Here is a 23,622-nt window from a genome sequence, read left to right on the forward strand (position 1 = left end):
TCCTTGTTTACAATATATTTATTTTAGATATAACTCTGAGGCCGGTGATTATTGCGAAGGGGTAATACCCGATCCCATTCCGAACTCGGAAGTCAAGCCCTTCAGCGCCAATGGTACTTTGTCTTAAGACACGGAAGAGTAGGACATTGCCGGCTATAAAATAATATTATGAAAATTAAAAGCTCGTTAAAATCACTGAAAAAAAGAGACCTTAATTCTAAGTTAGTTAGAAGAAGGGGTAGAGTTTATATAATTAATAAAACAAACCCAAAATTTAAAGCAAGACAGAAGTAATTTTTATGGACAATCAAGACCATAAGAATACATGGAATAATTTCACAAAATTTGTGTTGTGGGGAACTGTCGCTGTTATAGGTGTTTTAGTTTTAATGGCAATATTCTTGCTGTAGAGTTCTCATATGAGAATTGTTTCAATCTTAGAAAATCGATTAATAGAGAAAAGAATTGCAATCACTCCCGAGATTGCAAAAAAATATATAGCTCTTGGTTTTGAAATTTCCATAGTTGAAAAATATGGTGAACACTTAGGATTTAAAGATAGTAACTACAGAGAGTTAGGTGTTGAAATCTCTTCTAACGAAACAGAAATATTAAGTAAAGCTAATATTATTATTCAGTTAGGTTTATTGTCTGATGCAAATCTTTCAAATTTAAAAGAAAGTCAAACAGTTATTGGAGTATTTAATCCGTATACAAATAAAGAAAAAATAGAAAATTTATGTAAAAAAAATATTAATGTTTTTTCTTTAGAAATGTTACCAAGAATTACTAGAGCTCAATCAATGGATATTCTTTCTTCACAAGCCAATCTTGCTGGTTATAAAGCAGTAATTGAGTCGTTTGCAAATTTTGAAAAAGCAATACCAATGATGATGACAGCAGCAGGCACAATTCCAGCAGCTAAAGTATTGGTGGTTGGTGCGGGTGTGGCAGGTCTTCAAGCAATTGCAACAGCAAGAAGAATGGGTGCAATAGTTTTTGCAACAGATGTTAGAATGGCATCAAAAGAACAAGTTGAAAGTTTAGGGGGAAAATTTTTAACTGTTGAGGGTTCAGAAAATTTAGAGACAGAGGGGGGCTATGCAAAAGAAGCATCTGAAGAATTTAAAAAAAAACAAGAAGATCTTTTAGCTGAAACTTTAAAGAAAATTGACATTGTAATATGTACAGCTTTAATTCCAGGCAAAAAAGCTCCATTAATTATTAAAGGCTCTATGATTGAAAATATGCAATCAGGCTCTGTTATTTATGATTTAGCTGCTATTCAAGGTGGTAATTCAGAGTTTACTGAGGTTGATAAAATTGTGGTTAAATATGGAGTAAAGATTATGGGTGAAACAAATATTTTAAATAAGCTTCCCGTTTCAGCTTCAAATCTATATTCAAAAAATGTGTTTAATTTTGTTTCAAATTTATATGATAAAGAAAATAATAAGATTAATATTAATTTAGAAGATGAGATAATTAAAAAAACTTTAATAAAATAGATTTATGGAAATAGACCCTTTTATATTCAGATTAAGCATATTCATTTTATCAATTTTTATTGGTTATTATGTAGTGTGGAGTGTAACACCTTCTTTACATACACCATTAATGTCAGTTACTAATGCCATATCCTCAGTAATTATTGTTGGTGCAATAATTGCAGGATTAGCAGGAAGCACAGACAATGTTTTTACAATCTCAAACATTCTTGGTTTTTTAGCAATTTCTCTTGCTGCTATTAATATATTTGGAGGATTTTTGGTCACCCAAAGAATGCTTCAAATGTATAAAAAAAAGAAGAAAGATAAATAATTATGTCAGCAAATTTATCAGCAATATTTTATTTAGTTTCAGGAGTTCTATTTATATTGGCATTAAGAGGTCTTTCATCGCCAGAGACATCAAGACAGGGTAATTTTTTTGGAATTTTAGGGATGGTGATAGCCATCACGGTTACATTTTTATCAGTTGGAAATTTTTCTAGTGGGCTAATTTATGTATTAATTTTTTTACTAGTAGGTGGTCTTATAGGGGCATTCATAGCTTACAAGATACCAATGACGGCTATGCCAGAATTAGTAGCAGGGTTTCACAGCTTAGTCGGATTATCAGCAGTTTTTGTTGCAATATCAGCTTTCTTAAATCCAGAAGCATTTAATCTAGGATCAGTAGGTGCCATCAAACTTGCAAGTTTAATTGAAATGTCAATTGGAGCTGCAGTTGGTGCCATAACATTCTCAGGCTCAATAATTGCTTTTTTAAAACTTCAAGGAATTATGTCAGGGTCACCAATTACTTTTAAGGGACAACATTTTCTTAATGCTTTATTATTAATTTCAATTCTAGTTTTAACTTATTTACTCTGTTCATCGCAGTCATCTAACTTTTTTTGGATATTGATTGCAGTTTCATTTCTGATAGGATTTTTATTAATTATCCCAATTGGTGGAGCAGATATGCCTGTGGTAATTTCAATGTTAAACTCGTACTCTGGTTGGGCTGCAGCAGGAATTGGTTTTACTTTGGAAAATACGGCATTAATTATAACAGGTGCCCTTGTTGGATCTTCAGGTGCAATTTTATCCTACATAATGTGCAAAGGTATGAACCGTTCTTTCTTTAATGTAATTTTAGGAGGATTTGGTGCAACAGAACAGTCTGCATCAACTGGAAATAAAGAACAAAGACCAGTTAAAAGTGGTAATGCTGAAGATGCAGCTTTCTTAATGAAAAATGCCTCATCAGTTATAATTGTTCCAGGTTATGGTATGGCAGTAGCTCAAGCACAACACGCATTAAGAGAAATGGTAGATACATTAAAGAAAAACGATATTAAGGTTACTTATGCAATTCATCCTGTTGCAGGAAGAATGCCAGGGCATATGAACGTATTATTAGCTGAAGCTAATGTTCCCTATGATGAGGTTTTTGAACTTGAAGAAATTAATAATGATTTTGCTAACGCAGACGTTGCATTTGTAATTGGAGCAAATGATGTAACAAATCCAGTTGCAAAAACAGATCCACAAAGTCCGATCTATGGAATGCCAGTACTAGATGTTGAAAAGTGTAAATCAGTATTATTTGTAAAAAGAAGTTTGTCACCTGGGTATGCTGGAATTGACAATGAATTATTTTATAAAGATAATACGCTAATGTTATTTGCAGATGCTAAAAAAATGACTGAGGATATAACTAAAAATCTTTAAAAATTAATGACAACAAAAATATTTTGTGACATTGCAGAATTAGATTTAATAAAGAAGTTCAATAAGAAAAAGATAGTTAAAGGCTTTACAACTAATCCTAGCTTAATGAGAAAAGCTGGAGCAAAAGATTACAAATCCTATTCAAAGAAAATATTAAAAATTTGTAATAATAAACCTGTTTCATTAGAGGTATTTGCTGACGAATACAAAGAGATGAAAAAACAAGCTCTTCAGATTAATACTTGGGGCAAGAATGTTTATGTAAAAGTTCCAGTTGCTAATTCTAAAGGTGTTTTTATGGGTAAAATTATTAAAGAACTTAATAATTTAAATATTAAAATTAATATCACAGCAATTTATAGTGCAAAACAAACTGAAAAAATTCTTAAATTAATCAATAAGAAAACAAAAGTTATAATTTCAATATTTGCTGGTAGAGCAGGGGATACTGGTAAAGATCCAGTTCCAGAGTTTAAAAAAAGTATAGCAATCACAAAAAAATTTAAAAATGTAGAGATACTTTGGGCTAGTGTTAGAGAGCCCTATAATTATTTACAAGCAAAACAATTGGGATGTCATATTATTACTATTCCACCAGTGACTATTGAAAAAATTGAAAACTTTGGCAAAACTTTTGATCAACTTACAAAAGAAACTGTTAAAGCATTTTTAGTTGATAGTAAAAAATCTAGGTTTAAAATTTAATTAATTTGTCGAGAGAATTGGTTGCGGGGGACGGATTTGAACCGCCGACCTTCAGGTTATGAGCCTGACGAGCTACCAGACTGCTCCACCCCGCGGTATATTTAAATTCTATTTTTAAGCTTATTAAGTTTTTTTACTCTTTTAATATTTTCTTGTAAAATTCTTTTTTTCTTTTCAGAAGGCTTTTCGTAAACACTTTTTAATTTTACTACTTTAAAAAAACCATCTCTTTGTAACTTTCTTTTAAGAACTCTAAGAGCTTGTTCAATATTATTATCTTTAACTTCTATTTTCATAAATATTTTTTAAGAATGTTTAACTACCATTATATAATTTTGGTGTCTATTAAAATTATTCAATGTTTGAAACTTCTCTTGTTAGTTTTGCTTTCTCTTTTTCTTTTTTTTCTCTTTTTATTCTTCTTTCAGCTTTTTCAATAGCCTCAATTAGATCTTTTTGAGAGAACAACCCTAATGCTACAGGGTCTTTAGGATTTAAATTATTATAATTCCAATAACTTTTATTTTTAATTGCAGTAACAGAAGCTTTAGTTATTCCAACTAGTTTTGCTATTTGTGAATCTTTTAGCAACGAATGATGTTTGATTAGCCATAAAGCTGAATCTGGTTTGTCTTGTCTTTTAGATAAAGGAATATATTTTTTAATTTTTTTATCTTCAGTTGAAATTTCAATATCAGTATTTTTTATCTGTAATTCTTTATTTTCATCTTTTGAAGCTAACTCAATTTCTTCTCTAGTAAGTTGACCTGATATAATGGGGTTGTAAGCCATTATTCCTTTTGCAACTTCACCATCTGCAATACCTTGCACTTCAACCTCATGTAAATTACAGAACTTTGAAATTTGTTTGAAAGTAAGTGTTGTATTTTCTACTAACCAAACAGCAGTTGCCATTGGCATTAATGGTACGTTTGACATTTAATCTTTCTTTTCTGATCTGAAATTTTGGAATTTTTTATTGAATTTGCTCACACGACCCTTATCCATTAGTTTTTGTTTTCCACCTGTCCAAGCAGCATGAGATTTTGGATCGATCTCTAATTTTAAAACCTCTCCTTCTTTCCCCCAAGTTGATCTTGTCTCAAATTGAGTTCCATCAGTCATTTCTACTTTAATTGTGTGGTAGTCAGGGTGTATGTCTTTTTTCATATCGAGACTTATAGCAAAAGAATTTTATAAAACAATTAAAAGTTCTTTAATTTTTCAAGCATTTTGTCATTAATTGCCATACTAGAAGCTCTTATTTTGATGTTTTTATTTTGTGAGAGGTCAATTTCATTAATTAAGCCACCTGCTTCTTTTACCAATATTATACCAGCAGCTATATCCCACAAATTTAAATCATTTTGAAAATAACCATCGTATCTACCTGCTGCAACATAGGCAATATCAAGTGCTGCACTTCCAGATTTTCTCAAAGGCAAATCAACTTCATTTTTAGCTATGCCGCCTGTAGCAAACAAGCAACTATTAAGCTCTCTTTTTTTTGATACTCTAATTCTTTGATTGTTAAAGAACGCTCCACTTTCTTTTTCAGCATAAAACATTTCGTCTTTTATAGGATCATAAATTAATCCTGAAACTATTTCATCACCAGATTTTAAAGCAATTGAAATTGCAAAGTGAGGAACACCATGCAAAAAATTAGTAGTGCCATCTATAGGGTCTATTATCCATGTATGTTCTTTATCTTTATTAGTTTCAGAACCTTCTTCTTCACTAATAATAGAATAGTAGGGTCTTGCTTTTTTTAACTCTTCTATAATTATTTTCTCAGCTTTTAAATCAGCATTTGATACAAAATCAGTAGGTCCTTTGATTGAAACTTGTAGTTTTTCTATTTCTCCAAAATCTCTAATTAAAGCTCTAGACGCTTTTTCTGCAGCCTTTATCATAACATTTAGATTGGCTGATATTGATTGCATATAATTTATATTTTTTTGACATATTCCATAGTTCTCGTATCGACTATGATTTTATCTCCGCTTTCAATAAATGGAGGGACTTGAATATTTACACCATTATCTAAAGTTGCGGGTTTATAAGAAGAGGAAACTGTTTGCCCCTTTAAAGCAACATCAGTTGTATCAACTGTGCACGTTACCTGATTAGGCAATTCAACTGTTAAAGGTTTTTCATTATAAAAACTTATACTGACTTCTAAGTTTTCAGTTAACATTTTACCTTTTTCTCCAATTGTTTCTTTTTTAATATTTATTTGTTCATAAGATTTTGGATCCATGAAATAATAATCAATTTCATCGCTATAAAGATAATTAAATTTTGTTTCATCTAATGAAGCTTTTTCAACAGACTCACTTGATCTAAATCTTTCATTTAATTTTGTATTTTTGTTAACACTTTTCATCTCAACTTGGGCAAAAGCACCACCTTTGCCAGGTTTTACATGTTGTGTCTTTAAAACTTGCCAAAGATCATTCTTATATTCAATTAACATTCCAACTCTAATTTCACTTGCGTATAATTTCATTTTAATTTTCTAATAGCTTCTAATGGTTTGTATTTTTTATTATTCCAAATGTAGCCTGAAATAGCCAAAAAGTTAGCTTTATTCAATAAAAGTTTTTTATAATTATTTAGTTTTATACCTCCAATAGCTACAATTGGTAAGGAGGTTATTTTTTTAATAGATTTTAATACAGTTAAACTGGCTCTATATTTAACTGTTTTAGTTTTAGTTGCATAAAATGCACCAAAAGCTAAATAATCAGCACCATCATTAATTGCTTTTTTTGCTAGATTTATAGAATTATGACAGGTCACACCAATAATTTTGTTCTTTAATATTTTTCTAGCTTTTATTAAGTCCATATCTTTTTGACCTAAATGACAACCGTCTGCATTTAGTTTTTTAGCAAGCAGAGGGTGATCGTTGATTAAAAATTTAACTTTGTACTTATTACAAATTTTTTTAATTTTTTTTCCAATAATTAGTTTATTTAAATTTGTTTCTTTTTTAAGTCTTAGTTGAAAAAAACTTATTTTTTTTGAACTTAATACAAGAGCTAAATCATCGTAAAAATTTATATTAGGTATTTTATTTGGAGAAATTAGATAAACAAATTTCTTATTTATTTTATTCTGCTTCAAGTTCTTTTGACCATTTACCTTGAGCTGCAAGTGTGCACATATTTGCTCTGTGGTTAAAGACTTTTTGAGTGCCACTAGTATTGTTAATATCTTTTGACCAAAATTTAAGTGCGCTTTGTTGTAAGGCTCTACCATACGAATAAGTCATAATAAAATTTGTGTCATTATACTTATTAATTAAATTTAAATTCTCTGTTGCTTCTACTTCTGTTTGCCCACCAGATAAAAAAGCAATTCCTGGTACGTCAGTTGGTACATTTTCTTTTAAGCACTTTAGGGTAAGCTTTGCAACTTCTTCACTTGATATTTTTTTATCAGAAGTAGTTCCTGCTAAAATCATATTAGGCTTTAAAATTATTCCACTTAAATCTATTTTATTAATCATTAATTCTTCAAAGCATTTTTTAATAACTTTAGAAGTTTTATTAAAACAAGTTTCGGCAGAATGATTTCCATCCATTAACACTTCTGGTTCTACAATTGGAACCATTCCACATTCTTGGACTAAAGCTGAATATCTTGCCAGTGCATGAGCATTAGAGTGCACGGATAATTTACTTGGATATTTATCTGAAATATTAAAAACACCTCTCCATTTTGTAAATCTTGCTCCAAGCTTGTAATAGCTTTGTAGTCTTTCTCTTAAGCCATCCAGGCCTTCTGTAATTTTTTCTTCATTAGAGCCTGCTAGAATTTTTGCACCTGTATCAACTTTAATTCCTGGAACTGCTCCAGACTTAGAAATTAATTCTGGAATAGTCTGCTTAGAGTTCGATATTTGGTTAATCGTTTCATCATACAAAATAACACCACCAATAAAATCTTTCATCCCACTTGATGAAAAGAGAGTTTCTCTAAATAAAAGTCTATTTTCTGGGCTGGAGGGAACATTAACGGATTCTAATCTTTTAGTCATGGTTCCATTACTTTCGTCTGCTGCAAGTATTCCCTTGCCATTAGACAATATTTTTAATGCAATTTTGTTAAGTTCTGACATGTTAATTAAGAGCCTTTATACCAGGAAGTTCTTTTCCTTCAAGATATTCTAAAAAAGCACCACCCGCGGTTGAAACAAAATTAAAATTATTAGTTGCTCCAATACCATTTAAAAGAGAAGCGGTATCACCACCACCTGCAACTGAGTAAATTGTATTACTCTTGTTTTTTTCAATAATTTTTTTTGCTATTTCAATACTACCTCTAGCAAAGTTAGGATTTTCAAAGTAACCTGCAGGCCCATTCCATAAGATAGTATTACTTTCTTCAATTAATGAATTAATAGCTTTGATTGTATTGGGACCAATATCTAAAATTAACTCGTCTTTAGAAATATTATTTAGTTCCTTTATTTCAGCTGATCCATCTAAGTTTTTCCCTACAGCAACATCTTCAGGGTAAATTATCTTACAGCCTTCTTTTTTTGATAAAGAAAATATTTCTTCAATAATTTTATCACAATTATCTTCTTGAATAGATTTTCCAATTTTGTATCCTTTATATCTAAGTAAATTATTAGCCATTCCACCAACTATTATAATATTATCAAATTTAGCAATTAAATTTTTAATGATATTAATTTTAGATGATATTTTAGAACCCCCTATGATGCATGTTATAGGTCTTTGAATTTCAGATGTAATTTTAGTTAGTGCATCAATTTCTAAATTTAATTGAAGGCCAGCGTATGAAGGAATAAATTTAGTAATTTCAAAAATTGAAGCATGAGCTCTATGCGAACAAGAGAAAGCATCATTAACATAAATATCTGCTAGACTTGCTAAATGCTTTGCAAAACCATTATCATTTTTTTCTTCCTCTTCATAAAATCTAAGATTTTCAAGTATTACAATTTTTTCATCATATTCATTAAACAAATCAGTGGATTTAATTTCTTTTATATTTTTTGAAACTAATTTTATATTTTGGTTTAGTTTATTTTTTAGATCTTCACATATTGGTTTAAGGGAGAGTTCACTTACAACTTTGCCCTTAGGCCTACCTACATGAGATAGTATTATTATCTTTGCTTCATTTTCTAATAAAAAATTAATTGTAGGTAAAATTTTATCTATTCGAGTGGTGTCAGTAATTTTTCCATTATCTAATGGAACATTTAAATCCAACCTAAGTAATACTTTTTTTTGATTAAGATTAGTCTCGTCTTGAATATTTCTCATTAAGAGACTTGATGAAGATGTTCTGCTATGTCACACATTCTATTTGAAAAGCCCCATTCGTTATCATACCACGCTGAAATTTTTCCCATATTTTTACCAACTACATTAGTTAAAGACAAATCGACAATTGCTGAAGCTGAATTATGATTAAAATCGATTGAAACTAATTTTTCTAAAGTAACTTCTAAAACTTTCTTTGATTTTTCTTTAGAGGCGATAGTAAATGCCTCATTAATTGTCTCTTTGCTTATCTCTTTTTTTGTACAAAAAACTAGTTCTATAAGGGAAACATTAGGAGTTGGCACTCTCATTGCAATGCCTTCAAGTTTTCCTTTTAATGAAGGTATAATCTCACCGATTGCTTTTGAAGCACCAGTAGAAGTTGGCACAATAGATTGACTGGCAGATCTTGCTCTTCTAGGATCTTTATGGGAATTATCTAAAATTCTTTGGTCACTGGTGAAAGCATGAATAGTTGTCATAAACCCTTTTTCAATTTCAAAAGTTTCATTTAAAATGTTAGCAACAGGTGCAAGACAGTTAGTTGTACAAGAGGCTGCAGAAATAATTTGATCATCTTTTGTCAAAATATTTTCATTTACGCCATAGACAATTGTTTTATCTGCATTTTTGCATGGAGCTGAAACTATAACTTTTTTGGCACCATTTTCTATATGAGCTAATAATTTTTCTTTTGAATTAAATTTTCCAGTGCATTCAAAAACATAATCAACATCAAATTTTTTCCAATTAATATCTTCAATATTAGATTCTTGTGAAAATGTTATTTTATTATTATTAATAATTAAATGTTTTTCATCATAATTTAAATCTGCATTAAATTTACCATGAATAGAATCATACTTAATTAAAGAACAGCTAGCTTCAGAATTTGATCTGTTATTGATGTGTTTGATTTTTATGTTTTTGTTTTGGCTTTCAATGATAGCTCTAATTACCATTCTACCAATTCTTCCCATTCCATTGATACCAACTTTTATTGTCATATTTAACTCTTTATTAGTTTTTTTGCTTTTTGTGAAATATTTTGAACTGTTAATCCAAAATATTTATAAATTTCTTTGTAGGGTGCACTTTTACCGAATGTATCAATTCCAAAAGCTAAACCCTCAGTTCCAATATATTTTTTCCAACAATCAGTTGAAGCTGCTTCAATAGATATTTTAAATTTTGCTTCATTAAGAATTTTTTTCCTATATGCTTTTGACTGCAAATCAAAAATATCTTGGCATGGTACTGATATAACTTTAGAATATATTTTATCTTTGGCTAATTTATGGCTAGTTTCAATTGCTAAATTAACCTCAGAACCACTAGCAAATATTATTAAATTAATTTTTTTATTTGTTCTTAAAACCTCATAAGCACCTAAAGAACATTTGTTTATATTTGAATATTTTTTTCTAATAGGTTCAAGATTTTGTCTGGTTAAAGATAACACACTTGGTGTCTTCGAATTTTTTAATGCTAGTTCCCAACACTCGATAGTTTCCATTCTGTCTGCTGGTCTAAAAACATTTAAATTAGGAATAGATCTTAATCCAGACAGTTGTTCTATAGGTTGGTGTGTTGGTCCATCTTCCCCTAAGCCAATTGAGTCGTGGGTCATTACATAAATAACTCGCTGTTGCATCAAAGCAGATAAACGAATGGAAGGTTTGCAATAATCAGAAAATATTAAAAAAGTTCCCCCATATGGAATAAATTTACTATGAAGTGCTAAACCATTCATTATTCCAGCCATGGCGTGCTCCCTAACACCATAGTGAATATAATCACCATTAAAATTAACAGAATTAATAGCGTTATGATATTTGGTTTTAGTGTTATTAGATCCCGCTAAGTCAGCTGAACCACCAATTAACGTATTATTTTCTCTCGTAAGAGCATTAAGAGTTAACTCAGAAGCTTTTCTTGAGGCTAGACTTTTGTTTTCCTTAAGAGAATTTTGTTTTTCATTTTTTAAAGCTTTAGAGAAATTATTTTTAAAGACTTTATCTACTAAATTTTTTTTTCTTTTATAAATTTTATTCCATGCAGAATTAAGTTTTGCACCCTTATTACCAATTTTTCTCCATTCATTCAAAATACTTTTAGGAATTTCAAAAGGTCTGTGTTTCCAATCTAATGCTTTTCTAACTAATTTGATTTCATCTAAACCAATTGGACTACCGTGCGAAGAGGCTTTACCAGATTTATTAGGTGAGCCATAGCCAATTTTTGTTTTGCATGAAATAACAGTTGGTCTTTTAGCATTTTGAACTTTTTTTAATGCTGAAAAAATTTCTCTTTCGTTATGACCATTGATTAGTATGTAATCCCAACCATAACTTTCAAATCTCTTTTTGAAATTATCTGAAACTGCCAAGCTAGTTGGTCCATCAATAGATATTGAATTATTATCAAAAAGCATAACTAGATTTTTTAACTTTAAGTGTCCTGCTAAACTCATTGCTTCATGGCTAATGCCTTCCATTAAACATCCATCTCCAGCTAAAACATAAGTTTTATGGTTTATTATTTCTTTACCAAGTTTTTCCTTCAAAATTTCCTCTGCAATAGCGAAACCAACTGAATTAGCAATTCCTTGTCCAAGAGGACCTGTCGTAGTTTCAATGCCAGTGCCAGGGTGATACTCAGGATGACCCGCACAAATAGATTTTAATTGTCTAAAATTTTTAATATCATTCAAAGAAATACTTTTGTACCCAGTTAAATGTAATAAAGAGTAAAGAAGCATAGATCCATGACCAGCAGATAAAACAAATCTGTCTCTATTTATCCAGTTAGGATTTTTTGGATTAAATCTAAGAAAGTTTTTAAACAGAACTGTTGCTACGTCTGCCATACCCATTGGCATTCCAGGATGACCCGAATTTGCCTTTTGCACAGCATCTATAGATAAAAACCTTATTGTGTTTGATAAATCTTTATGTAATTTGTTCAAAAATATCCTATCTAGACTTAGAAGACTCAATTTAATAATATAAATATATATATATGAAAACAGACAGTGAAAAAGAAAAAAAGCTCAGTTTTGCACTTAATAAATTGAAGAGTTTGAATTTACAAAACCCAACGCTAAAGTCAAATTTAGAAAACTTAAACATTCAAAAAAATCAATTAGAAATTGAAAAAAAACAAATAGAAGAAAAATATCAAAATTTAGAAAGTGAATTTAAAGCTCTTAATCAAAAATTAGAAGATATTAACCAGCAAAAAATAGAAGAACAAAAAAAAGAGACAGAATTTTCAGAAAAAATAGATGAATTAAATCAAGAAACAGATACTTTATTAGAAGAAATAGACAAATGGCAAATGTAAATATTAAATTTAATGGCAAAGAGTTTCTTCTATCTTGTGATGATGGACAGGAAGAGCATTTAGAAGAATTGTTAACTCATATTAATCAAAAATTTAGCAATTTAAAGAATGACCTTGGAAACATAGGGGAAAATAAACTTCTATTGATTACTTCAGTTCAAATAATGGATGAATATTTTGAAACTAAAAAAAAGGTAGAGCAAAAAAAAACTGAATTACAGAATTTATCAAATAAATTTAGAGAATTGAAATCATTAGTTTATGATTACAGAGATAGAAAAGAAGAAGAGATGAAGAAACTACAACAAGATCATGAAAGTTTTAAAAAAGAAATAGAAAAAAATAAAGAAGATTACGAAAAAATAATCGAAGCTGCAGCAGATGAAATTGAAAATTTTGTTGAAAAAGCAAATTTAGAAAATCCAATTCAATAGATTTGTGTTAAAATCTGAATTAAGAAAAAAAATTCTTAAAGTAAGAAAACAATTTAATACAAAAAATATTCAGCTCAACTTTAAGCAAATTGTAAAAATTCTTAAAAAAGAAAAGATAACCAATCAGATTATTATAGGTGGATACTATCCGGTAAACTTTGAGATAGACGACTTGACACTATTAAGAAAATTTAAGAAGAATAAATTTAATATTTCTTTACCCATAATTAAGAAAAACTTTCAAATGGATTTTTATTCATGGTCATTTTCTGAGCCTTTAAAAATAAATAAATATGGAATACCTGAACCAGAAGCTAAAAATATAGTATACCCTGACGTTTTATTAATTCCCTTGGTAGCATTTGATAAAAATTTAAACAGACTTGGATATGGTGGTGGATACTACGATAGATTAATTGAAAAATTATCAAAAAAAAAAGATATCATAAAGATAGGTTTAGCTTTTTCAATTCAAGAAATTGATAAAGTACCAACTAATATGTATGATCAAAAATTAGATTATATTGTAACAAATAAAAATATTATAAAATGAAAATACTCTTTTTAGGTGATGTAGTTGGCATTTCAGGACGGTCGATGGTTTTGAATAATTTACTATCAAAAATTAAAGATGAAAAAATCAATTTTGTAGTTGTCAATGGTGAGAATGCAGCCGACTCAGGTGTTGGTCTTACAGAGGAAATATGTAAAGATTTTTTTAACTGTGGTGTAGATGTTATTACAACGGGTAACCATGTGTGGGATCAGAAAGAAACAATGTCTCATATTGAAAAAGAAAATCGACTTCTTAGACCTAAAAATTTATTTGAACCATCTCCAGGAAAAGGCTTTGGAATATTTACTGCTAAAAATGAGATGAGAGTGGGGGTACTTAATTTGATGGGAAATGTTTTTATGAAGAAATGTGAAGATGTATTTGAAGCAGCTGAAAAATTTATGAAAAAATATAAGCTTAAAGAAGATTATGATTTTTTATTAGTCGATTTTCATGGTGAAATAACAAGTGAAAAGTCAGCTATGGGACATTTTTTTGATGGTAAAGCAACATTGGTTGTTGGAACTCACACGCATATTCCAACAAATGATACTAGAATATTAAAAGGGGGTACTGCTTATCAAACTGATGCAGGAATGTGTGGTGATTATGACTCAGTTATTGGAATGAATAAAGATAATTCAATTAATAGGTTTTTAAAAAAAAAGTCTACAAAGCATTTTCCAGCAATTGGTGAAGCTAGTTTGTGTGGTGTGATTGTTGAATGTGATGTAGAAACAGGGTTAGCAAAAACTGTAAAAAATTTTATACATGGAGGAGAATTAAAAAATTCTCAATAATTATTATGTCGGGTCATTCAAAATGGGCAAGTATAAAACACTCTAAAGGAAAAGCAGACAAACAAAGATCTAAAGTATTTTCAAAATTATCTAAAGAGATAAGTGTAGCAGCAAAACTAGGTGATAAAGATCCTGCGATGAACCCAAGACTTAGATCTGCAATTCAAGCAGCAAAATCAGCCAACATGCCAAAAGATAATATTGAAAGAGCTATTGCCAAATCTTCGGTTAATTCTGAAACAAATTATGAAAATTTAAGATATGAAGGATTTGGTCCAGATAAAATAGCCGTAATTGTGGAAGCATTAACTGACAATAAAAACAGAACAGCTTCCAATGTTAGATCTATATTTGTAAAAAGTGGTGGCAATTTAGGAACTCAGGGATCTGCTTCACATAACTTTAATCAGTTAGGGATTATTAAAATTGATAAAAAAGAAATCTCAGATGAACAAATTTTTGAACTAGCAATTGAATCTGGTGCAGATGAGTGTATTTCAAATGATGAATTTCATGAAATTCAATGTCCCATGAGTGAAATTTATAATGTAAAGAAAAATTTAGAAAAAACAATTGCAAATTTTATTTCAACGGAGATTGAATGGGTTCCTTTAAATAGTGTAGATGTTGAAAAAGATAAAGTGGAAGCTGCAATAGAATTTTTAGAAACATTAGAAGATGATGATGATGTTCAAAGTGTTTATTCAAATATAAATTTTAAGAATAGCTAATGTTTATTATTGGAATAGACCCAGGGATAACAGGTTCCATTTGTTTTTTTCAAGATGGTAAAATAATTGATGTTATTGAAATGCCAAACATGCCCGAAGGGAAAAAAAATAAAAAACAAGTTAATGGTGCTCAAATTTATTATGAAATCTCTTCAAGAATTAAAGACATAAAGAAGGAAGATATCAAAGTTATAATTGAACAGGTATCAGCTATGCCAGGTCAAGGTGTTACTAGCATGTTTAATTTTGGACAATCGTTTGGTATTTTAAAAGGAATTTGTTCTGCAATGCAATTACCGATGTATTTTGTAAGACCGACAAAATGGAAAAAGTATTTTAACCTTATTAATTCAGAAAAAGACGCTAGTAGAACAAAAGCAATAGAGGTATTTCCTTATTTTTCATCAGAGTTATCAAGAAAAAAAGACTCAAATAAAGCTGATGCGATATTGATTGCTAGCTTTTATTACGAAACTTATAAACTAGAAGAATAAATAAAGACTTTAAAAGTCAAATTCATGACACATTTAAGTGTGAAACCTTCAATATGGAAGCTGATATTACATCTCAAGCAGTAGGCCTTGCCTCAAATACTGATTTTTCCTTGTGGAGTTTATTTTTAAGAGCAGATTTTATTGTAAAGTCAGTAATACTTATGTTGATTGGCTGTTCTATATATTCATGGGCCGTTATTATTGAAAAATTTAGACTGTTTAAAAAAATTAATTTAGAGTCTGAGGAATTTGAAGAAAAATTTTGGAAATCAAAATCAGCAGAATCTTTTTACAATAGTTTGCCAACTGATGTAGAAAACCCTACGGCCTTATTGTTTAAAGATACAATGCAAAGTTTATTAAAAGCCAAAAGTAAAACTAACCTAAATGAAAGAATGGCAAGCATACTTGAGGTTAATATTGAAAAACAAATTTCAAAAATAGACAAAGGTTTTACTTTTTTAGCAACGGTTGGTTCAACTGCACCTTTTATAGGTTTATTTGGAACTGTATGGGGAATAATGAACTCATTCCAATCTATAGCAATCTCAAGAAATACAAGTTTGGCAATTGTAGCGCCAGGAATAGCTGAAGCTTTATTTGCAACTGCTCTTGGATTATTAGCTGCAATACCTGCAGTTGTTGCTTATAATAAATTTAATAACGACTCAAAAAAATATTCACAAAGATTAGAAAATTTTTCTAAAAGATTTTTATCAATAATATAAAATGGCCTTTAATCTCAAACGTTCATCAAAAGAGCCTATGAGTGAAATAAATGTTACTCCATTTGTTGATGTAATGTTGGTGTTATTAATTATATTTATGGTAACTGCACCATTATTAACAGTTGGAATACAAGTTGATCTACCCGAAAGCTCTGCTGACTCATTACCTGAAGAATTAGAACCATTAACATTATCTATAAACTCTAAAGGTGAAATATTTATTCAAGAATCTAAAGTTGAGTATGATAAAATTATTGCAAAGATTTTAGCTGTATCTAAAAACAGAACAGACACTAGAATTTATGTTCGAGGAGATAAATCGATCAACTATGGTAGAGTTTTAGAAATAATGGGAATGCTATCTGGCTCTGGCTTTACTAAAGTAGCATTAATTTCTGAGCCATATAAAGAGAGGTAACTAAAGTGAATAGAAATATTGTTATTTCTTTTGGGCTTCATATATTTCTTGTGATAATCACAGCTATGAGCTTACCATTCCTTGCTAAAAAACCGATTGATCTTCCTCCGATTATATCGGTTGAGCTGATTCAAATCACAGACAAAACTAATATTCCTTTTGCACCAAAAGCAAAAAAAATAATAGAGAAAGTTAAAGAAAAAGAAAAAAAATTAGTTTCTGAACAGGCACCACCAAAAAAAATAAAAAAACAAAAGCCTGATGCTGTGCCATTGCCAGATGAAAAAATAGAAAAAATAAAGAAAATTAAAGATGAAAAACAAAACCCTGAAAAAGAAGAAACAGAAATTAAACAAATTTCAGAATTTGAAAAAAAAGAACTATTTGACACTAATAGTATTGCTGCATTAATTGATAAATCTAAGACTGAGAGTGCAGAAACAAATAAAAAATCTAATCAAGTTACCCAAGATCAGGATAAAGATATGGATTTTTCTGGATTAACTTTAAGTGAAGAAGATGCACTAAAAGCTCAAATTTTTGGTTGTTGGAGTATTCCTCTAGGGTTGCCGTTTAACGAAGATTTATTAGTTAGAATTAAGTTACAATTAAAGCCAGATGGCTCTATTATAAAAACAGAGATTCTTGATCATGCTAGAATGAATAGGCCTGGACAGGGATTTTATAAAGTGTTAGCTGAAAGTGCATTAAGAGCTATAAAACTTTGCCAACCTCTTAGAGTACCTAGTACAGGTTATGAAAGATGGAAAGATATGCAGCTAAACTTTGATGCTAGAGAAATGTTAGAAGGATAAAAATGTTATTAAGATATTTATTTATATTATTTATTATTATTCCCATTAAAGCTTTTGCTTTAATTGAAGTTGATATTACTAGAGGAAATTTAAATCCTTTACCAGTTGCTGTATCCCCTTTATCAATAGATAATAAATCAAAAGAAAATTTTAAAAAAATTTTAAAACAAGAAGACTTAGGATCAGAAATTTCAATAGTTGTTGAAAATAATTTAAGACAATCTGGTCTATTTAATCCACTAGACAAAAATGCATTTCTTCAAGAACCAGATGTAGCTAATTTAAAACCAAGGTTTGAGGATTGGAATTTAATTAAAGCACAAGCTTTAGTAACAGGCAAGGTTACATTTGTAGATGAAAAGCTAAGAGTAGAATTTAGATTGTGGGATGTTTTAGCTGGAAAAGAAATGATGGCTTTGGCATTTACCACTGTTCCTAGTAACTGGAGAAGAGTAGGTCACATTATTACAGATAAGGTGTATGAACGCTTAACTGGAGAAAAAGGTTATTTTGATACTAGAATAATATATGTTTCTGAGGAAGGTCCTAAAACTAAAAGAATAAAAAAATTAGCAATAATGGACCAAGATGGCTTTAATAATAAATATTTAACACTTGGAAATGAATTAGTTTTAACACCAAGATTTAGCCCAACAAATCAGATGGTCACATATCTTTCTTATTTTAGAAATTTACCTAGAGTATATTTATTAGATATTGAAACTGGAATGCAAGAAGTAGTTGGAGATTTTCCTGGAATGACATTTGCCCCAAGGTTTTCACCTGATGGAAAAAAAATTATAATGAGTTTTGCTAAAGATGGCAATTCTGATATTTATACTATGGATCTTGAAAACAGAATTGTTGAAAGAATTACCAATCATCCATCAATTGATACATCACCCTCTTACTCACCAGATGGAAAAAAAATTACTTTTAACTCAGACAGAAGTGGCTACCAACAAATTTATGTAATGGATAGTAATGGAAAAAATGTTAAGAGAATCTCATTTGGGAATGGCTTGTATGGAACTCCAGTTTGGTCTCCAAGAGGTGATTTAATTGCATTTACAAAGCTTCATAAAGGAAAATTTTATATAGGAGTAATGAGAACAGATGGAACTGGTGAAAGACTGCTAACAGAGAACTTTTATCAAGAAGCTCCATCATGGTCACCAAATGGAAGGGTTCTTATCTTTTATAGAGAAACTAAGACTAACTCTAAAGGAGAAGGATTTTCAGCCAAATTATGGTCTATTGATTTAACAGGGTACAATGAAAAGATGGTTGAAACCGAAACTGATGCTTCTGACCCATCTTGGTCGTCTTTATTAAGCAATTAGTCTTAATTTTACTTGATTTTTAACTTGAAAGGTCTAATTAAATATGAAAAATATAAAGTATTACAAATCAAGGATCAAGGAGCAACAATGAACTTAAGCAAGATTTTAAAAAATGGATTTCTAATTATTTTAGCAAGTTTAGTATTAACTGCTTGTGCTACAAAAAAAACAACAACAGGACAAATGCAAGGTGATGTTTATACAGGAACAGATTCTGTTGAATATTTAGCTTCTGGTGTTCCAGATAGAGTTTTCTTTGCAACAAATGAAACTGTACTTACAACAGCTTCACGAGAAACTTTAAGAAAACAAGCTGCATGGTTAAGAAAAAATTCAGATATTAACGTTGTATTAGAAGGTCATGCTGATGAAAGAGGTACAAGAGAGTACAACTTAGCATTAGGTGAAAGAAGAGCTAATTCAGCAAAAGACTATTTAATGACATATGGAATTTCTTCAGAGAGAATTTCTGTATTAAGTTATGGTAAAGAAAGACCAGTAGATTCTGGATCTAACCCTTTAGCATGGTCTAAAAATAGAAGATCAGTTACTGTTAAAGCGAACTAATCAATTTAATAAATTATAAAAGACCCTATCACATTTGTGAATAGGGTCTTTTTTTTGCCATCATTATAATTACTACTCAATTTATTATGTTTAATTATAAAAAAATAATTCGATTAAAATTAATATTAGTCTTTATATTTTTTCCAAATATTATTTTTGCTGACAATCATAATGTAAATGAAATTTTAGAGTTAATTCAAAAAGATTTAAAAACCCTGGAAAAAGCTGTTTACTCAGGGTCAATTAATTCAAATAGTCAAACAGGCACAAACGAAAACTCTGAGGATGTTTTAACAAGACATCTTCTAAAATTGTCTGATGTTGAAAAACAATTTCAAGAACTGACTAATAAGTTTGAAGAAATTAATTTCAAGTTAGATAAATTATCAAATAGGCTTTCTAAGGTTCAAGCAGATAACCAAATTAGATTTCAAGATCTGGAAAATGCTTTATCATCTGGAGAAATTGGAAAAAAATTAACTTCAATACCAAAGGAACAAGTAGACAAAACTTTACCAGGCTCTTCACAACCTCAAGACTTAGGGTCTATTTCATATAAAGATACAGAAAGTGAAGAAACTAGTCAGCAAATACAATCAGTAGAAACTACTTCGTCAATAGTGACAGAAAACTTTGAATCAGAAAAAAATATACTTCCAAATGCTACTCCAGAAAAACAATATGAATTTGCAACTAGTTTTTTAAAGGTAGGTGATTACAGCACTGCAGAGAGAGCTTTTAGAGAATTTGTGATAAATAATTCAGAGCATAAATTGGCAGGTAATGCTCAATATTGGTATGCTGAAACGTTTAGAATAAGACAGCTTTATACAGATGCAGCTACTGCTTATCTTGAAGGATATCAAAAATATCCAAAAGGTGAGAAGGCTCCTATAAATTTATTAAAACTTGGTGTATCAATGGTTCAAATAGGAGAAAAAGAGCAAGGTTGTAAAATGATTGTGGGGGTTGAAGAGCAATATCCTAAAGCAAATCAATCTGTGCTTCAAAAAGCAAAATATGAATCAAAAAAGTTTGAGTGTTCAAAACAAAACTCATAAACAAATTCTTAGTTTTTTAAAAGATCGAAAAATCTCAAAAGTTTATAGTGAATTCTCTTCCTCTTTAAATTCTGAGGAAAATTTAGCAGTAGCAGTTTCGGGTGGACCCGATAGTTTAGCATTGGCTTACTTGGCTAAATGCTATTCAATAAAAAATAAAATAAAAGTTAAATTTTTTTTAGTTGATCATAGACTTAGAAATGAGTCGACAAAGGAAGCAACATTAGTAAAAAAAATTTTACAAAAAATTGGTATTACATGCAAAGTATTAATCTGGAAAGGTAAAAAACCTTCTAGAAATATTCAATCTTTAGCAAGAGAAGCAAGATATTCTTTACTATCAAAAGAATGTAAAAAAAATAATATTAAGCACTTATTATTAGGACATCATTCAAATGATTTAGTTGAAAATTTTTTAATTAGAGTGGTTAGAGGGAGTGGACTAAATGGATTGGTATCTTTTAACAAAAGTGTAAAATATAAAGATGAAGATCTAAATATTTTAAGACCATTACTAAACTTAAAAAAAAATGATTTAATTAATATTTCTAAAATAGTATTTAAATTTTTTATAAAAGATCCATCTAATATTAATGAGATATATAAAAGAACAAGAATTAGAACTTTATTAGAATCTCTTGAAAAAGAGGGATTGGACTTAAAAAAACTAAAATTAACCATTGATAATTTAAGAGACTCAGACAAATCAATTAAGTTTTATGTTAACAAAAATTTGAAGGATAATTCTACACATATTAAAACAAAAGATACTTATATTTTAAGTCATAATTTTTTTGATCAATCGCATGAAGTTGTTTTTAGATCTTTGACATTTGTTATTCAAAAAATAGGAAAAAAATACTATCCTGCTAGAGGAAAAAGTATTAATGAACTGATTAACCGAATTATCCTAAAGACATTTTCAAAAATAACTTTAGGAGGTTGTTTTGTTGAAAGAGTTAACGAGACCATATTAATTTCAAGAGAAAACACTAATAAAGTTAGGGTTTTGTAACAATTTGACACTTGTTTAATTAATAATAATTATTATCTTATAAGTATGAATATGAAGAATTTAGCAATGTGGGCAGTAATTGTTTTTCTAACAATAGGCCTTTATAATATGTTTAAGAACCCTCAAGCTAATGTGGGCAAAGGTAATTCTATTATATTTTCAGAATTTTTATCAGAAGTTGATAATGGTGGAGTTATAAAAGTTGATATTCAAGGAAACAATATTAGAGGAGTATTAGCTAATGGAAATACTTTTTCTACTTATTCACCGAATTATCCAAATTTAATTGAGAAGCTATCTGAAAAAGGGGTAAGTATATCAGCTGCTCCTTTAGAAGATAAGATGCCGTCTTTGTTTGGTGTTTTATTGTCGTGGTTTCCGATGTTGTTACTAATCGCTGTTTGGATTTTCTTTATGAGACAGATGCAGGGTGGCAAAGGTGGAGCCATGGGCTTTGGAAAATCTAAGGCAAAGATGATGAATGAATTAAAAGGTAAAGTTACTTTTGATGATGTCGCTGGAGTAGAAGAGGCTAAAGAAGAAGTAGAAGAAGTTGTTCAATTTTTAAAAGATCCTAAAAAGTTTAGTAGACTTGGTGGAAAAATACCAAGAGGATGTTTATTAGTTGGCCAACCTGGAACAGGTAAAACTTTACTTGCTAGAGCTATAGCTGGGGAAGCAGGAGTTCCGTTCTTTACAATATCAGGATCAGATTTTGTTGAAATGTTCGTGGGTGTTGGAGCCTCAAGAGTTAGAGACATGTTTGAACAAGGTAAAAAAAATTCACCCTGTATTATTTTTATAGATGAGATAGATGCTGTTGGAAGAAGCAGAGGTGCTGGTCTTGGAGGAGGTAACGATGAAAGAGAGCAAACTTTAAACCAGTTATTAGTTGAAATGGACGGCTTTGATACGAATGAAGGTGTAATAATTATTGCCGCTACAAATAGACCTGATGTATTAGACCCAGCATTATTACGACCAGGTAGATTTGATAGACAGGTAGTTGTTGGACTTCCAGATATAATAGGAAGAGAAAAAGTATTAAAAGTTCATGTTAAAAAAATTAAAATGGCACCTGATGTAAATTTAAGAACAGTAGCTAGAGGAACCCCAGGTTTTTCAGGTGCAGATTTAGCAAATATAGTTAATGAAGCGGCATTACTTGCTGCAAGAAAAAATAAAAGACTAGTTACTCTAACTGAGTTTGAAGAAGCAAGAGATAAAGTGATGATGGGATCAGAAAGAAGATCCATGGTCATGACAGAAGAAGAAAAAACATTAACAGCTTACCACGAAGCTGGACATGCAATAGTAACTATTAATGAGGATGCGGCTCATCCAATTCATAAGGCAACAATCATTCCGAGAGGTCGTGCTTTAGGAATGGTTATGCAACTACCTGAGAGAGATCAGCTATCTCAAACAAGAGAACAGCTTCATGCTCAATTAGCTATAGCTATGGGTGGAAGAGTAGCAGAAGAAATCATATTTGGAGAAGATAAAGTTACAACTGGTGCATCTAGTGATATTGAACAAGCAACTCAAAGAGCAAGAGCTATGGTAATGCAAGCAGGCCTTAGTAAAGAGTTGGGACCAGTTGCCTATGGTTCGAATGAAGAAGAGGTATTTTTAGGAAGGTCTGTTGCGAGAACTCAAAATATGTCTGAAGAAACCTCAAGGAAAGTAGACTCAGAAATTAGAAAAATTGTAGATAAAGGTTATGAAAGAGCAAGAACAGTTTTAACTGAAAAAATTGACGATCTACATAAATTAGCTAAAGCTCTCTTAACATATGAAACACTTACAGGTGAAGAAATTGAAAACCTGATAAATAAAAATATATATCCAAGTAATAAAGAGGATTTAAAAGTTGAAGATGAAGATAAAGGTTCAGCTTTAAGTTCAATGGGTCTTAAGCCGAAAATAGCTCATTAATACTAAATGAAAAAATATTACACAAGAGCGTGTAATTTTGCTTATGGTCAATTTTCAATTGAATTAGTTAGAAAAAAAAAAATCTTCCACTAAATGGTAATAAGAAAATTTCTTTTGGACAAATTGAAATTCTTACACGAACTTC

At 29.9% G+C, this 23,622-nt stretch carries 30 protein-coding genes, 1 tRNA gene and 1 rRNA gene; 21 read left to right on the forward strand and 11 right to left on the reverse strand.

Annotation, left to right across the window (positions count from 1 at the left end; translation table 11 throughout):
- The first annotated feature begins 40 nt into the window (after positions 1-40).
- The 7 genes from rrf to AC5SML_RS00960 all read left to right on the forward strand — a co-directional run bounded on the left by rrf (position 41) and on the right by AC5SML_RS00960 (position 3,923).
- Positions 41-155 (forward strand): 5S ribosomal RNA (gene rrf / locus AC5SML_RS00930).
- A gap of 13 nt (positions 156-168) precedes the next feature.
- Positions 169-294, forward strand: a complete 126-nt coding sequence (gene ykgO / locus AC5SML_RS00935) for a type B 50S ribosomal protein L36 (RefSeq protein ID WP_006997331.1) — start codon at positions 169-171, stop codon at positions 292-294.
- 5 nt (positions 295-299) lie between these two features.
- On the forward strand, positions 300-410 hold the full coding sequence (locus tag AC5SML_RS00940; protein WP_018413861.1) for an aa3-type cytochrome c oxidase subunit IV: 111 nt from the start codon (positions 300-302) through the stop codon (positions 408-410).
- Positions 411-419: 9 nt separating this feature from the next.
- Positions 420-1,508 carry a Re/Si-specific NAD(P)(+) transhydrogenase subunit alpha gene (locus tag AC5SML_RS00945; RefSeq protein WP_494617329.1) on the forward strand — a complete coding sequence of 363 codons (1,089 nt, stop codon included), beginning with the start codon at positions 420-422 and terminating at the stop codon, positions 1,506-1,508.
- A gap of 4 nt (positions 1,509-1,512) precedes the next feature.
- The gene (locus AC5SML_RS00950; RefSeq protein WP_020169127.1) at positions 1,513-1,821 is read left to right on the forward strand and encodes a proton-translocating transhydrogenase family protein; all 309 of its coding nucleotides are present in this window, start codon (positions 1,513-1,515) and stop codon (positions 1,819-1,821) included.
- A gap of 2 nt (positions 1,822-1,823) precedes the next feature.
- Positions 1,824-3,218 carry an NAD(P)(+) transhydrogenase (Re/Si-specific) subunit beta gene (locus AC5SML_RS00955; RefSeq protein ID WP_020169128.1) on the forward strand — a complete coding sequence of 465 codons (1,395 nt, stop codon included), beginning with the start codon at positions 1,824-1,826 and terminating at the stop codon, positions 3,216-3,218.
- A 6-nt stretch (positions 3,219-3,224) separates the two neighbouring features.
- Positions 3,225-3,923 carry a transaldolase family protein gene (locus tag AC5SML_RS00960; protein WP_494617330.1) on the forward strand — a complete coding sequence of 233 codons (699 nt, stop codon included), beginning with the start codon at positions 3,225-3,227 and terminating at the stop codon, positions 3,921-3,923.
- Between the two features lie 18 nt (positions 3,924-3,941).
- On the opposite strand, the gene AC5SML_RS00965 is transcribed toward AC5SML_RS00960, so the two are convergent.
- From AC5SML_RS00965 to tkt, 11 genes are all read right to left on the reverse strand, one after another.
- A tRNA-Met gene (locus AC5SML_RS00965) sits at positions 3,942-4,018 on the reverse strand.
- A 6-nt stretch (positions 4,019-4,024) separates the two neighbouring features.
- On the reverse strand, positions 4,025-4,219 hold the full coding sequence (gene rpsU / locus AC5SML_RS00970) for a 30S ribosomal protein S21 (RefSeq protein WP_006997326.1): 195 nt from the start codon (positions 4,217-4,219) through the stop codon (positions 4,025-4,027).
- 55 nt (positions 4,220-4,274) lie between these two features.
- Positions 4,275-4,862 (reverse strand): DUF1013 domain-containing protein, encoded by a 588-nt coding sequence (locus AC5SML_RS00975; protein WP_011281790.1) that lies wholly within the window; start codon positions 4,860-4,862, stop codon positions 4,275-4,277.
- Complete coding sequence (gene rpmE / locus AC5SML_RS00980; protein WP_006997324.1) at positions 4,863-5,093, reverse strand: 50S ribosomal protein L31; 231 nt, start codon at positions 5,091-5,093, stop codon at positions 4,863-4,865.
- 35 nt (positions 5,094-5,128) lie between these two features.
- Positions 5,129-5,869, reverse strand: a complete 741-nt coding sequence (locus AC5SML_RS00985; RefSeq protein ID WP_271627227.1) for an inositol monophosphatase family protein — start codon at positions 5,867-5,869, stop codon at positions 5,129-5,131.
- Positions 5,870-5,874: 5 nt separating this feature from the next.
- Positions 5,875-6,435 carry an elongation factor P gene (gene efp / locus AC5SML_RS00990; protein WP_006997322.1) on the reverse strand — a complete coding sequence of 187 codons (561 nt, stop codon included), beginning with the start codon at positions 6,433-6,435 and terminating at the stop codon, positions 5,875-5,877.
- Positions 6,432-7,055 carry a thiamine phosphate synthase gene (thiE, locus tag AC5SML_RS00995; protein WP_494617333.1) on the reverse strand — a complete coding sequence of 208 codons (624 nt, stop codon included), beginning with the start codon at positions 7,053-7,055 and terminating at the stop codon, positions 6,432-6,434. The genes efp and thiE overlap by 4 nt, the downstream gene beginning before the upstream one ends.
- The gene (locus AC5SML_RS01000) at positions 7,042-8,052 is read right to left on the reverse strand and encodes a class I fructose-bisphosphate aldolase (RefSeq protein WP_018413870.1); all 1,011 of its coding nucleotides are present in this window, start codon (positions 8,050-8,052) and stop codon (positions 7,042-7,044) included. Before AC5SML_RS01000 ends, thiE begins: the two co-directional genes overlap by 14 nt.
- A gap of 1 nt (position 8,053) precedes the next feature.
- Positions 8,054-9,232, reverse strand: a complete 1,179-nt coding sequence (locus tag AC5SML_RS01005) for a phosphoglycerate kinase (protein ID WP_494617334.1) — start codon at positions 9,230-9,232, stop codon at positions 8,054-8,056.
- A complete protein-coding gene (gap, locus tag AC5SML_RS01010) occupies positions 9,232-10,239 on the reverse strand; it encodes a type I glyceraldehyde-3-phosphate dehydrogenase (protein ID WP_494617335.1) in 1,008 nt (335 codons plus the stop codon). The genes AC5SML_RS01005 and gap overlap by 1 nt, the downstream gene beginning before the upstream one ends.
- A gap of 2 nt (positions 10,240-10,241) precedes the next feature.
- Positions 10,242-12,200 carry a transketolase gene (tkt, locus tag AC5SML_RS01015; protein ID WP_494617337.1) on the reverse strand — a complete coding sequence of 653 codons (1,959 nt, stop codon included), beginning with the start codon at positions 12,198-12,200 and terminating at the stop codon, positions 10,242-10,244.
- 53 nt (positions 12,201-12,253) lie between these two features.
- Here tkt and AC5SML_RS01020 point away from each other — a divergent pair, with 53 nt between their 5' ends.
- The 14 genes from AC5SML_RS01020 (at position 12,254) to ftsH (ending at position 23,477) form a co-directional block, all read left to right on the forward strand.
- Positions 12,254-12,577 (forward strand): 5-formyltetrahydrofolate cyclo-ligase, encoded by a 324-nt coding sequence (locus AC5SML_RS01020; protein ID WP_494617338.1) that lies wholly within the window; start codon positions 12,254-12,256, stop codon positions 12,575-12,577.
- Complete coding sequence (locus tag AC5SML_RS01025; RefSeq protein WP_494617339.1) at positions 12,565-13,011, forward strand: cell division protein ZapA; 447 nt, start codon at positions 12,565-12,567, stop codon at positions 13,009-13,011. The genes AC5SML_RS01020 and AC5SML_RS01025 overlap by 13 nt, the downstream gene beginning before the upstream one ends.
- 4 nt (positions 13,012-13,015) lie before the next feature.
- A complete protein-coding gene (locus AC5SML_RS01030) occupies positions 13,016-13,564 on the forward strand; it encodes a 5-formyltetrahydrofolate cyclo-ligase (RefSeq protein WP_494617340.1) in 549 nt (182 codons plus the stop codon).
- Positions 13,561-14,367 (forward strand): TIGR00282 family metallophosphoesterase, encoded by an 807-nt coding sequence (locus AC5SML_RS01035; RefSeq protein ID WP_494617342.1) that lies wholly within the window; start codon positions 13,561-13,563, stop codon positions 14,365-14,367. The genes AC5SML_RS01030 and AC5SML_RS01035 overlap by 4 nt, the downstream gene beginning before the upstream one ends.
- 5 nt (positions 14,368-14,372) lie before the next feature.
- Entirely contained in the window at positions 14,373-15,098 is a 726-nt protein-coding gene (locus AC5SML_RS01040) for a YebC/PmpR family DNA-binding transcriptional regulator (protein ID WP_018413878.1), read from the forward strand.
- Positions 15,098-15,592, forward strand: a complete 495-nt coding sequence (locus AC5SML_RS01045) for a crossover junction endodeoxyribonuclease (protein ID WP_494617343.1) — start codon at positions 15,098-15,100, stop codon at positions 15,590-15,592. Before AC5SML_RS01040 ends, AC5SML_RS01045 begins: the two co-directional genes overlap by 1 nt.
- A 53-nt stretch (positions 15,593-15,645) precedes the next feature.
- Positions 15,646-16,320 carry a protein TolQ gene (tolQ, locus tag AC5SML_RS01050; protein ID WP_494617345.1) on the forward strand — a complete coding sequence of 225 codons (675 nt, stop codon included), beginning with the start codon at positions 15,646-15,648 and terminating at the stop codon, positions 16,318-16,320.
- 1 nt (position 16,321) lies between these two features.
- Positions 16,322-16,738: a protein TolR gene (tolR, locus tag AC5SML_RS01055; protein WP_006997309.1), complete on the forward strand. Its 417-nt coding sequence runs from the start codon at positions 16,322-16,324 to the stop codon at positions 16,736-16,738.
- A 5-nt stretch (positions 16,739-16,743) separates the two neighbouring features.
- Complete coding sequence (gene tolA / locus AC5SML_RS01060) at positions 16,744-17,553, forward strand: cell envelope integrity protein TolA (RefSeq protein WP_494617347.1); 810 nt, start codon at positions 16,744-16,746, stop codon at positions 17,551-17,553.
- Positions 17,554-17,555: 2 nt separating this feature from the next.
- On the forward strand, positions 17,556-18,896 hold the full coding sequence (gene tolB, locus AC5SML_RS01065) for a Tol-Pal system beta propeller repeat protein TolB (RefSeq protein ID WP_006997307.1): 1,341 nt from the start codon (positions 17,556-17,558) through the stop codon (positions 18,894-18,896).
- Positions 18,897-18,920: 24 nt separating this feature from the next.
- On the forward strand, positions 18,921-19,463 hold the full coding sequence (pal, locus tag AC5SML_RS01070; RefSeq protein ID WP_018413883.1) for a peptidoglycan-associated lipoprotein Pal: 543 nt from the start codon (positions 18,921-18,923) through the stop codon (positions 19,461-19,463).
- An 86-nt stretch (positions 19,464-19,549) separates the two neighbouring features.
- Positions 19,550-20,524 (forward strand): tol-pal system protein YbgF, encoded by a 975-nt coding sequence (gene ybgF / locus AC5SML_RS01075; protein WP_006997305.1) that lies wholly within the window; start codon positions 19,550-19,552, stop codon positions 20,522-20,524.
- A complete protein-coding gene (gene tilS, locus AC5SML_RS01080; RefSeq protein WP_018413884.1) occupies positions 20,484-21,539 on the forward strand; it encodes a tRNA lysidine(34) synthetase TilS in 1,056 nt (351 codons plus the stop codon). Before ybgF ends, tilS begins: the two co-directional genes overlap by 41 nt.
- Before the next feature lie 51 nt (positions 21,540-21,590).
- On the forward strand, positions 21,591-23,477 hold the full coding sequence (gene ftsH, locus AC5SML_RS01085) for an ATP-dependent zinc metalloprotease FtsH (protein ID WP_494617350.1): 1,887 nt from the start codon (positions 21,591-21,593) through the stop codon (positions 23,475-23,477).
- Positions 23,478-23,622 lie beyond the last annotated feature (145 nt).

It is taken from the genome of Candidatus Pelagibacter sp. PS_17 (genome assembly GCF_059417945.1).

Excerpts from the sequence above, each read along its gene's own strand:
- tolB (WP_006997307.1), top strand. The coding sequence starts at position 17,556 with ATGTTATTAAGATATTTATTTATATTATTTATTATTATTCCCATTAAA.
- AC5SML_RS00985 (WP_271627227.1), bottom strand. The coding sequence starts at position 5,869 with ATGCAATCAATATCAGCCAATCTAAATGTTATGATAAAGGCTGCAGAA.
- AC5SML_RS01040 (WP_018413878.1), top strand. The coding sequence starts at position 14,373 with ATGTCGGGTCATTCAAAATGGGCAAGTATAAAACACTCTAAAGGAAAA.
- AC5SML_RS00975 (WP_011281790.1), bottom strand. The coding sequence starts at position 4,862 with ATGTCAAACGTACCATTAATGCCAATGGCAACTGCTGTTTGGTTAGTA.
- AC5SML_RS01000 (WP_018413870.1), bottom strand. The coding sequence starts at position 8,052 with ATGTCAGAACTTAACAAAATTGCATTAAAAATATTGTCTAATGGCAAG.
- AC5SML_RS01045 (WP_494617343.1), top strand. The coding sequence starts at position 15,098 with ATGTTTATTATTGGAATAGACCCAGGGATAACAGGTTCCATTTGTTTT.
- AC5SML_RS01005 (WP_494617334.1), bottom strand. The coding sequence starts at position 9,232 with ATGAGAAATATTCAAGACGAGACTAATCTTAATCAAAAAAAAGTATTA.
- AC5SML_RS01035 (WP_494617342.1), top strand. The coding sequence starts at position 13,561 with ATGAAAATACTCTTTTTAGGTGATGTAGTTGGCATTTCAGGACGGTCG.
- gap (WP_494617335.1), bottom strand. The coding sequence starts at position 10,239 with ATGACAATAAAAGTTGGTATCAATGGAATGGGAAGAATTGGTAGAATG.
- tilS (WP_018413884.1), top strand. The coding sequence starts at position 20,484 with ATGAATCAAAAAAGTTTGAGTGTTCAAAACAAAACTCATAAACAAATT.
- AC5SML_RS00950 (WP_020169127.1), top strand. The coding sequence starts at position 1,513 with ATGGAAATAGACCCTTTTATATTCAGATTAAGCATATTCATTTTATCA.
- tolQ (WP_494617345.1), top strand. The coding sequence starts at position 15,646 with ATGGAAGCTGATATTACATCTCAAGCAGTAGGCCTTGCCTCAAATACT.
- AC5SML_RS00955 (WP_020169128.1), top strand. The coding sequence starts at position 1,824 with ATGTCAGCAAATTTATCAGCAATATTTTATTTAGTTTCAGGAGTTCTA.
- AC5SML_RS00960 (WP_494617330.1), top strand. The coding sequence starts at position 3,225 with ATGACAACAAAAATATTTTGTGACATTGCAGAATTAGATTTAATAAAG.
- AC5SML_RS00945 (WP_494617329.1), top strand. The coding sequence starts at position 420 with ATGAGAATTGTTTCAATCTTAGAAAATCGATTAATAGAGAAAAGAATT.
- efp (WP_006997322.1), bottom strand. The coding sequence starts at position 6,435 with ATGAAATTATACGCAAGTGAAATTAGAGTTGGAATGTTAATTGAATAT.
- tolR (WP_006997309.1), top strand. The coding sequence starts at position 16,322 with ATGGCCTTTAATCTCAAACGTTCATCAAAAGAGCCTATGAGTGAAATA.
- AC5SML_RS01025 (WP_494617339.1), top strand. The coding sequence starts at position 12,565 with ATGGCAAATGTAAATATTAAATTTAATGGCAAAGAGTTTCTTCTATCT.
- ftsH (WP_494617350.1), top strand. The coding sequence starts at position 21,591 with ATGAAGAATTTAGCAATGTGGGCAGTAATTGTTTTTCTAACAATAGGC.
- rpsU (WP_006997326.1), bottom strand. The coding sequence starts at position 4,219 with ATGAAAATAGAAGTTAAAGATAATAATATTGAACAAGCTCTTAGAGTT.
- AC5SML_RS00940 (WP_018413861.1), top strand. The coding sequence starts at position 300 with ATGGACAATCAAGACCATAAGAATACATGGAATAATTTCACAAAATTT.
- ybgF (WP_006997305.1), top strand. The coding sequence starts at position 19,550 with ATGTTTAATTATAAAAAAATAATTCGATTAAAATTAATATTAGTCTTT.
- rpmE (WP_006997324.1), bottom strand. The coding sequence starts at position 5,093 with ATGAAAAAAGACATACACCCTGACTACCACACAATTAAAGTAGAAATG.
- AC5SML_RS01020 (WP_494617338.1), top strand. The coding sequence starts at position 12,254 with ATGAAAACAGACAGTGAAAAAGAAAAAAAGCTCAGTTTTGCACTTAAT.
- ykgO (WP_006997331.1), top strand. The coding sequence starts at position 169 with ATGAAAATTAAAAGCTCGTTAAAATCACTGAAAAAAAGAGACCTTAAT.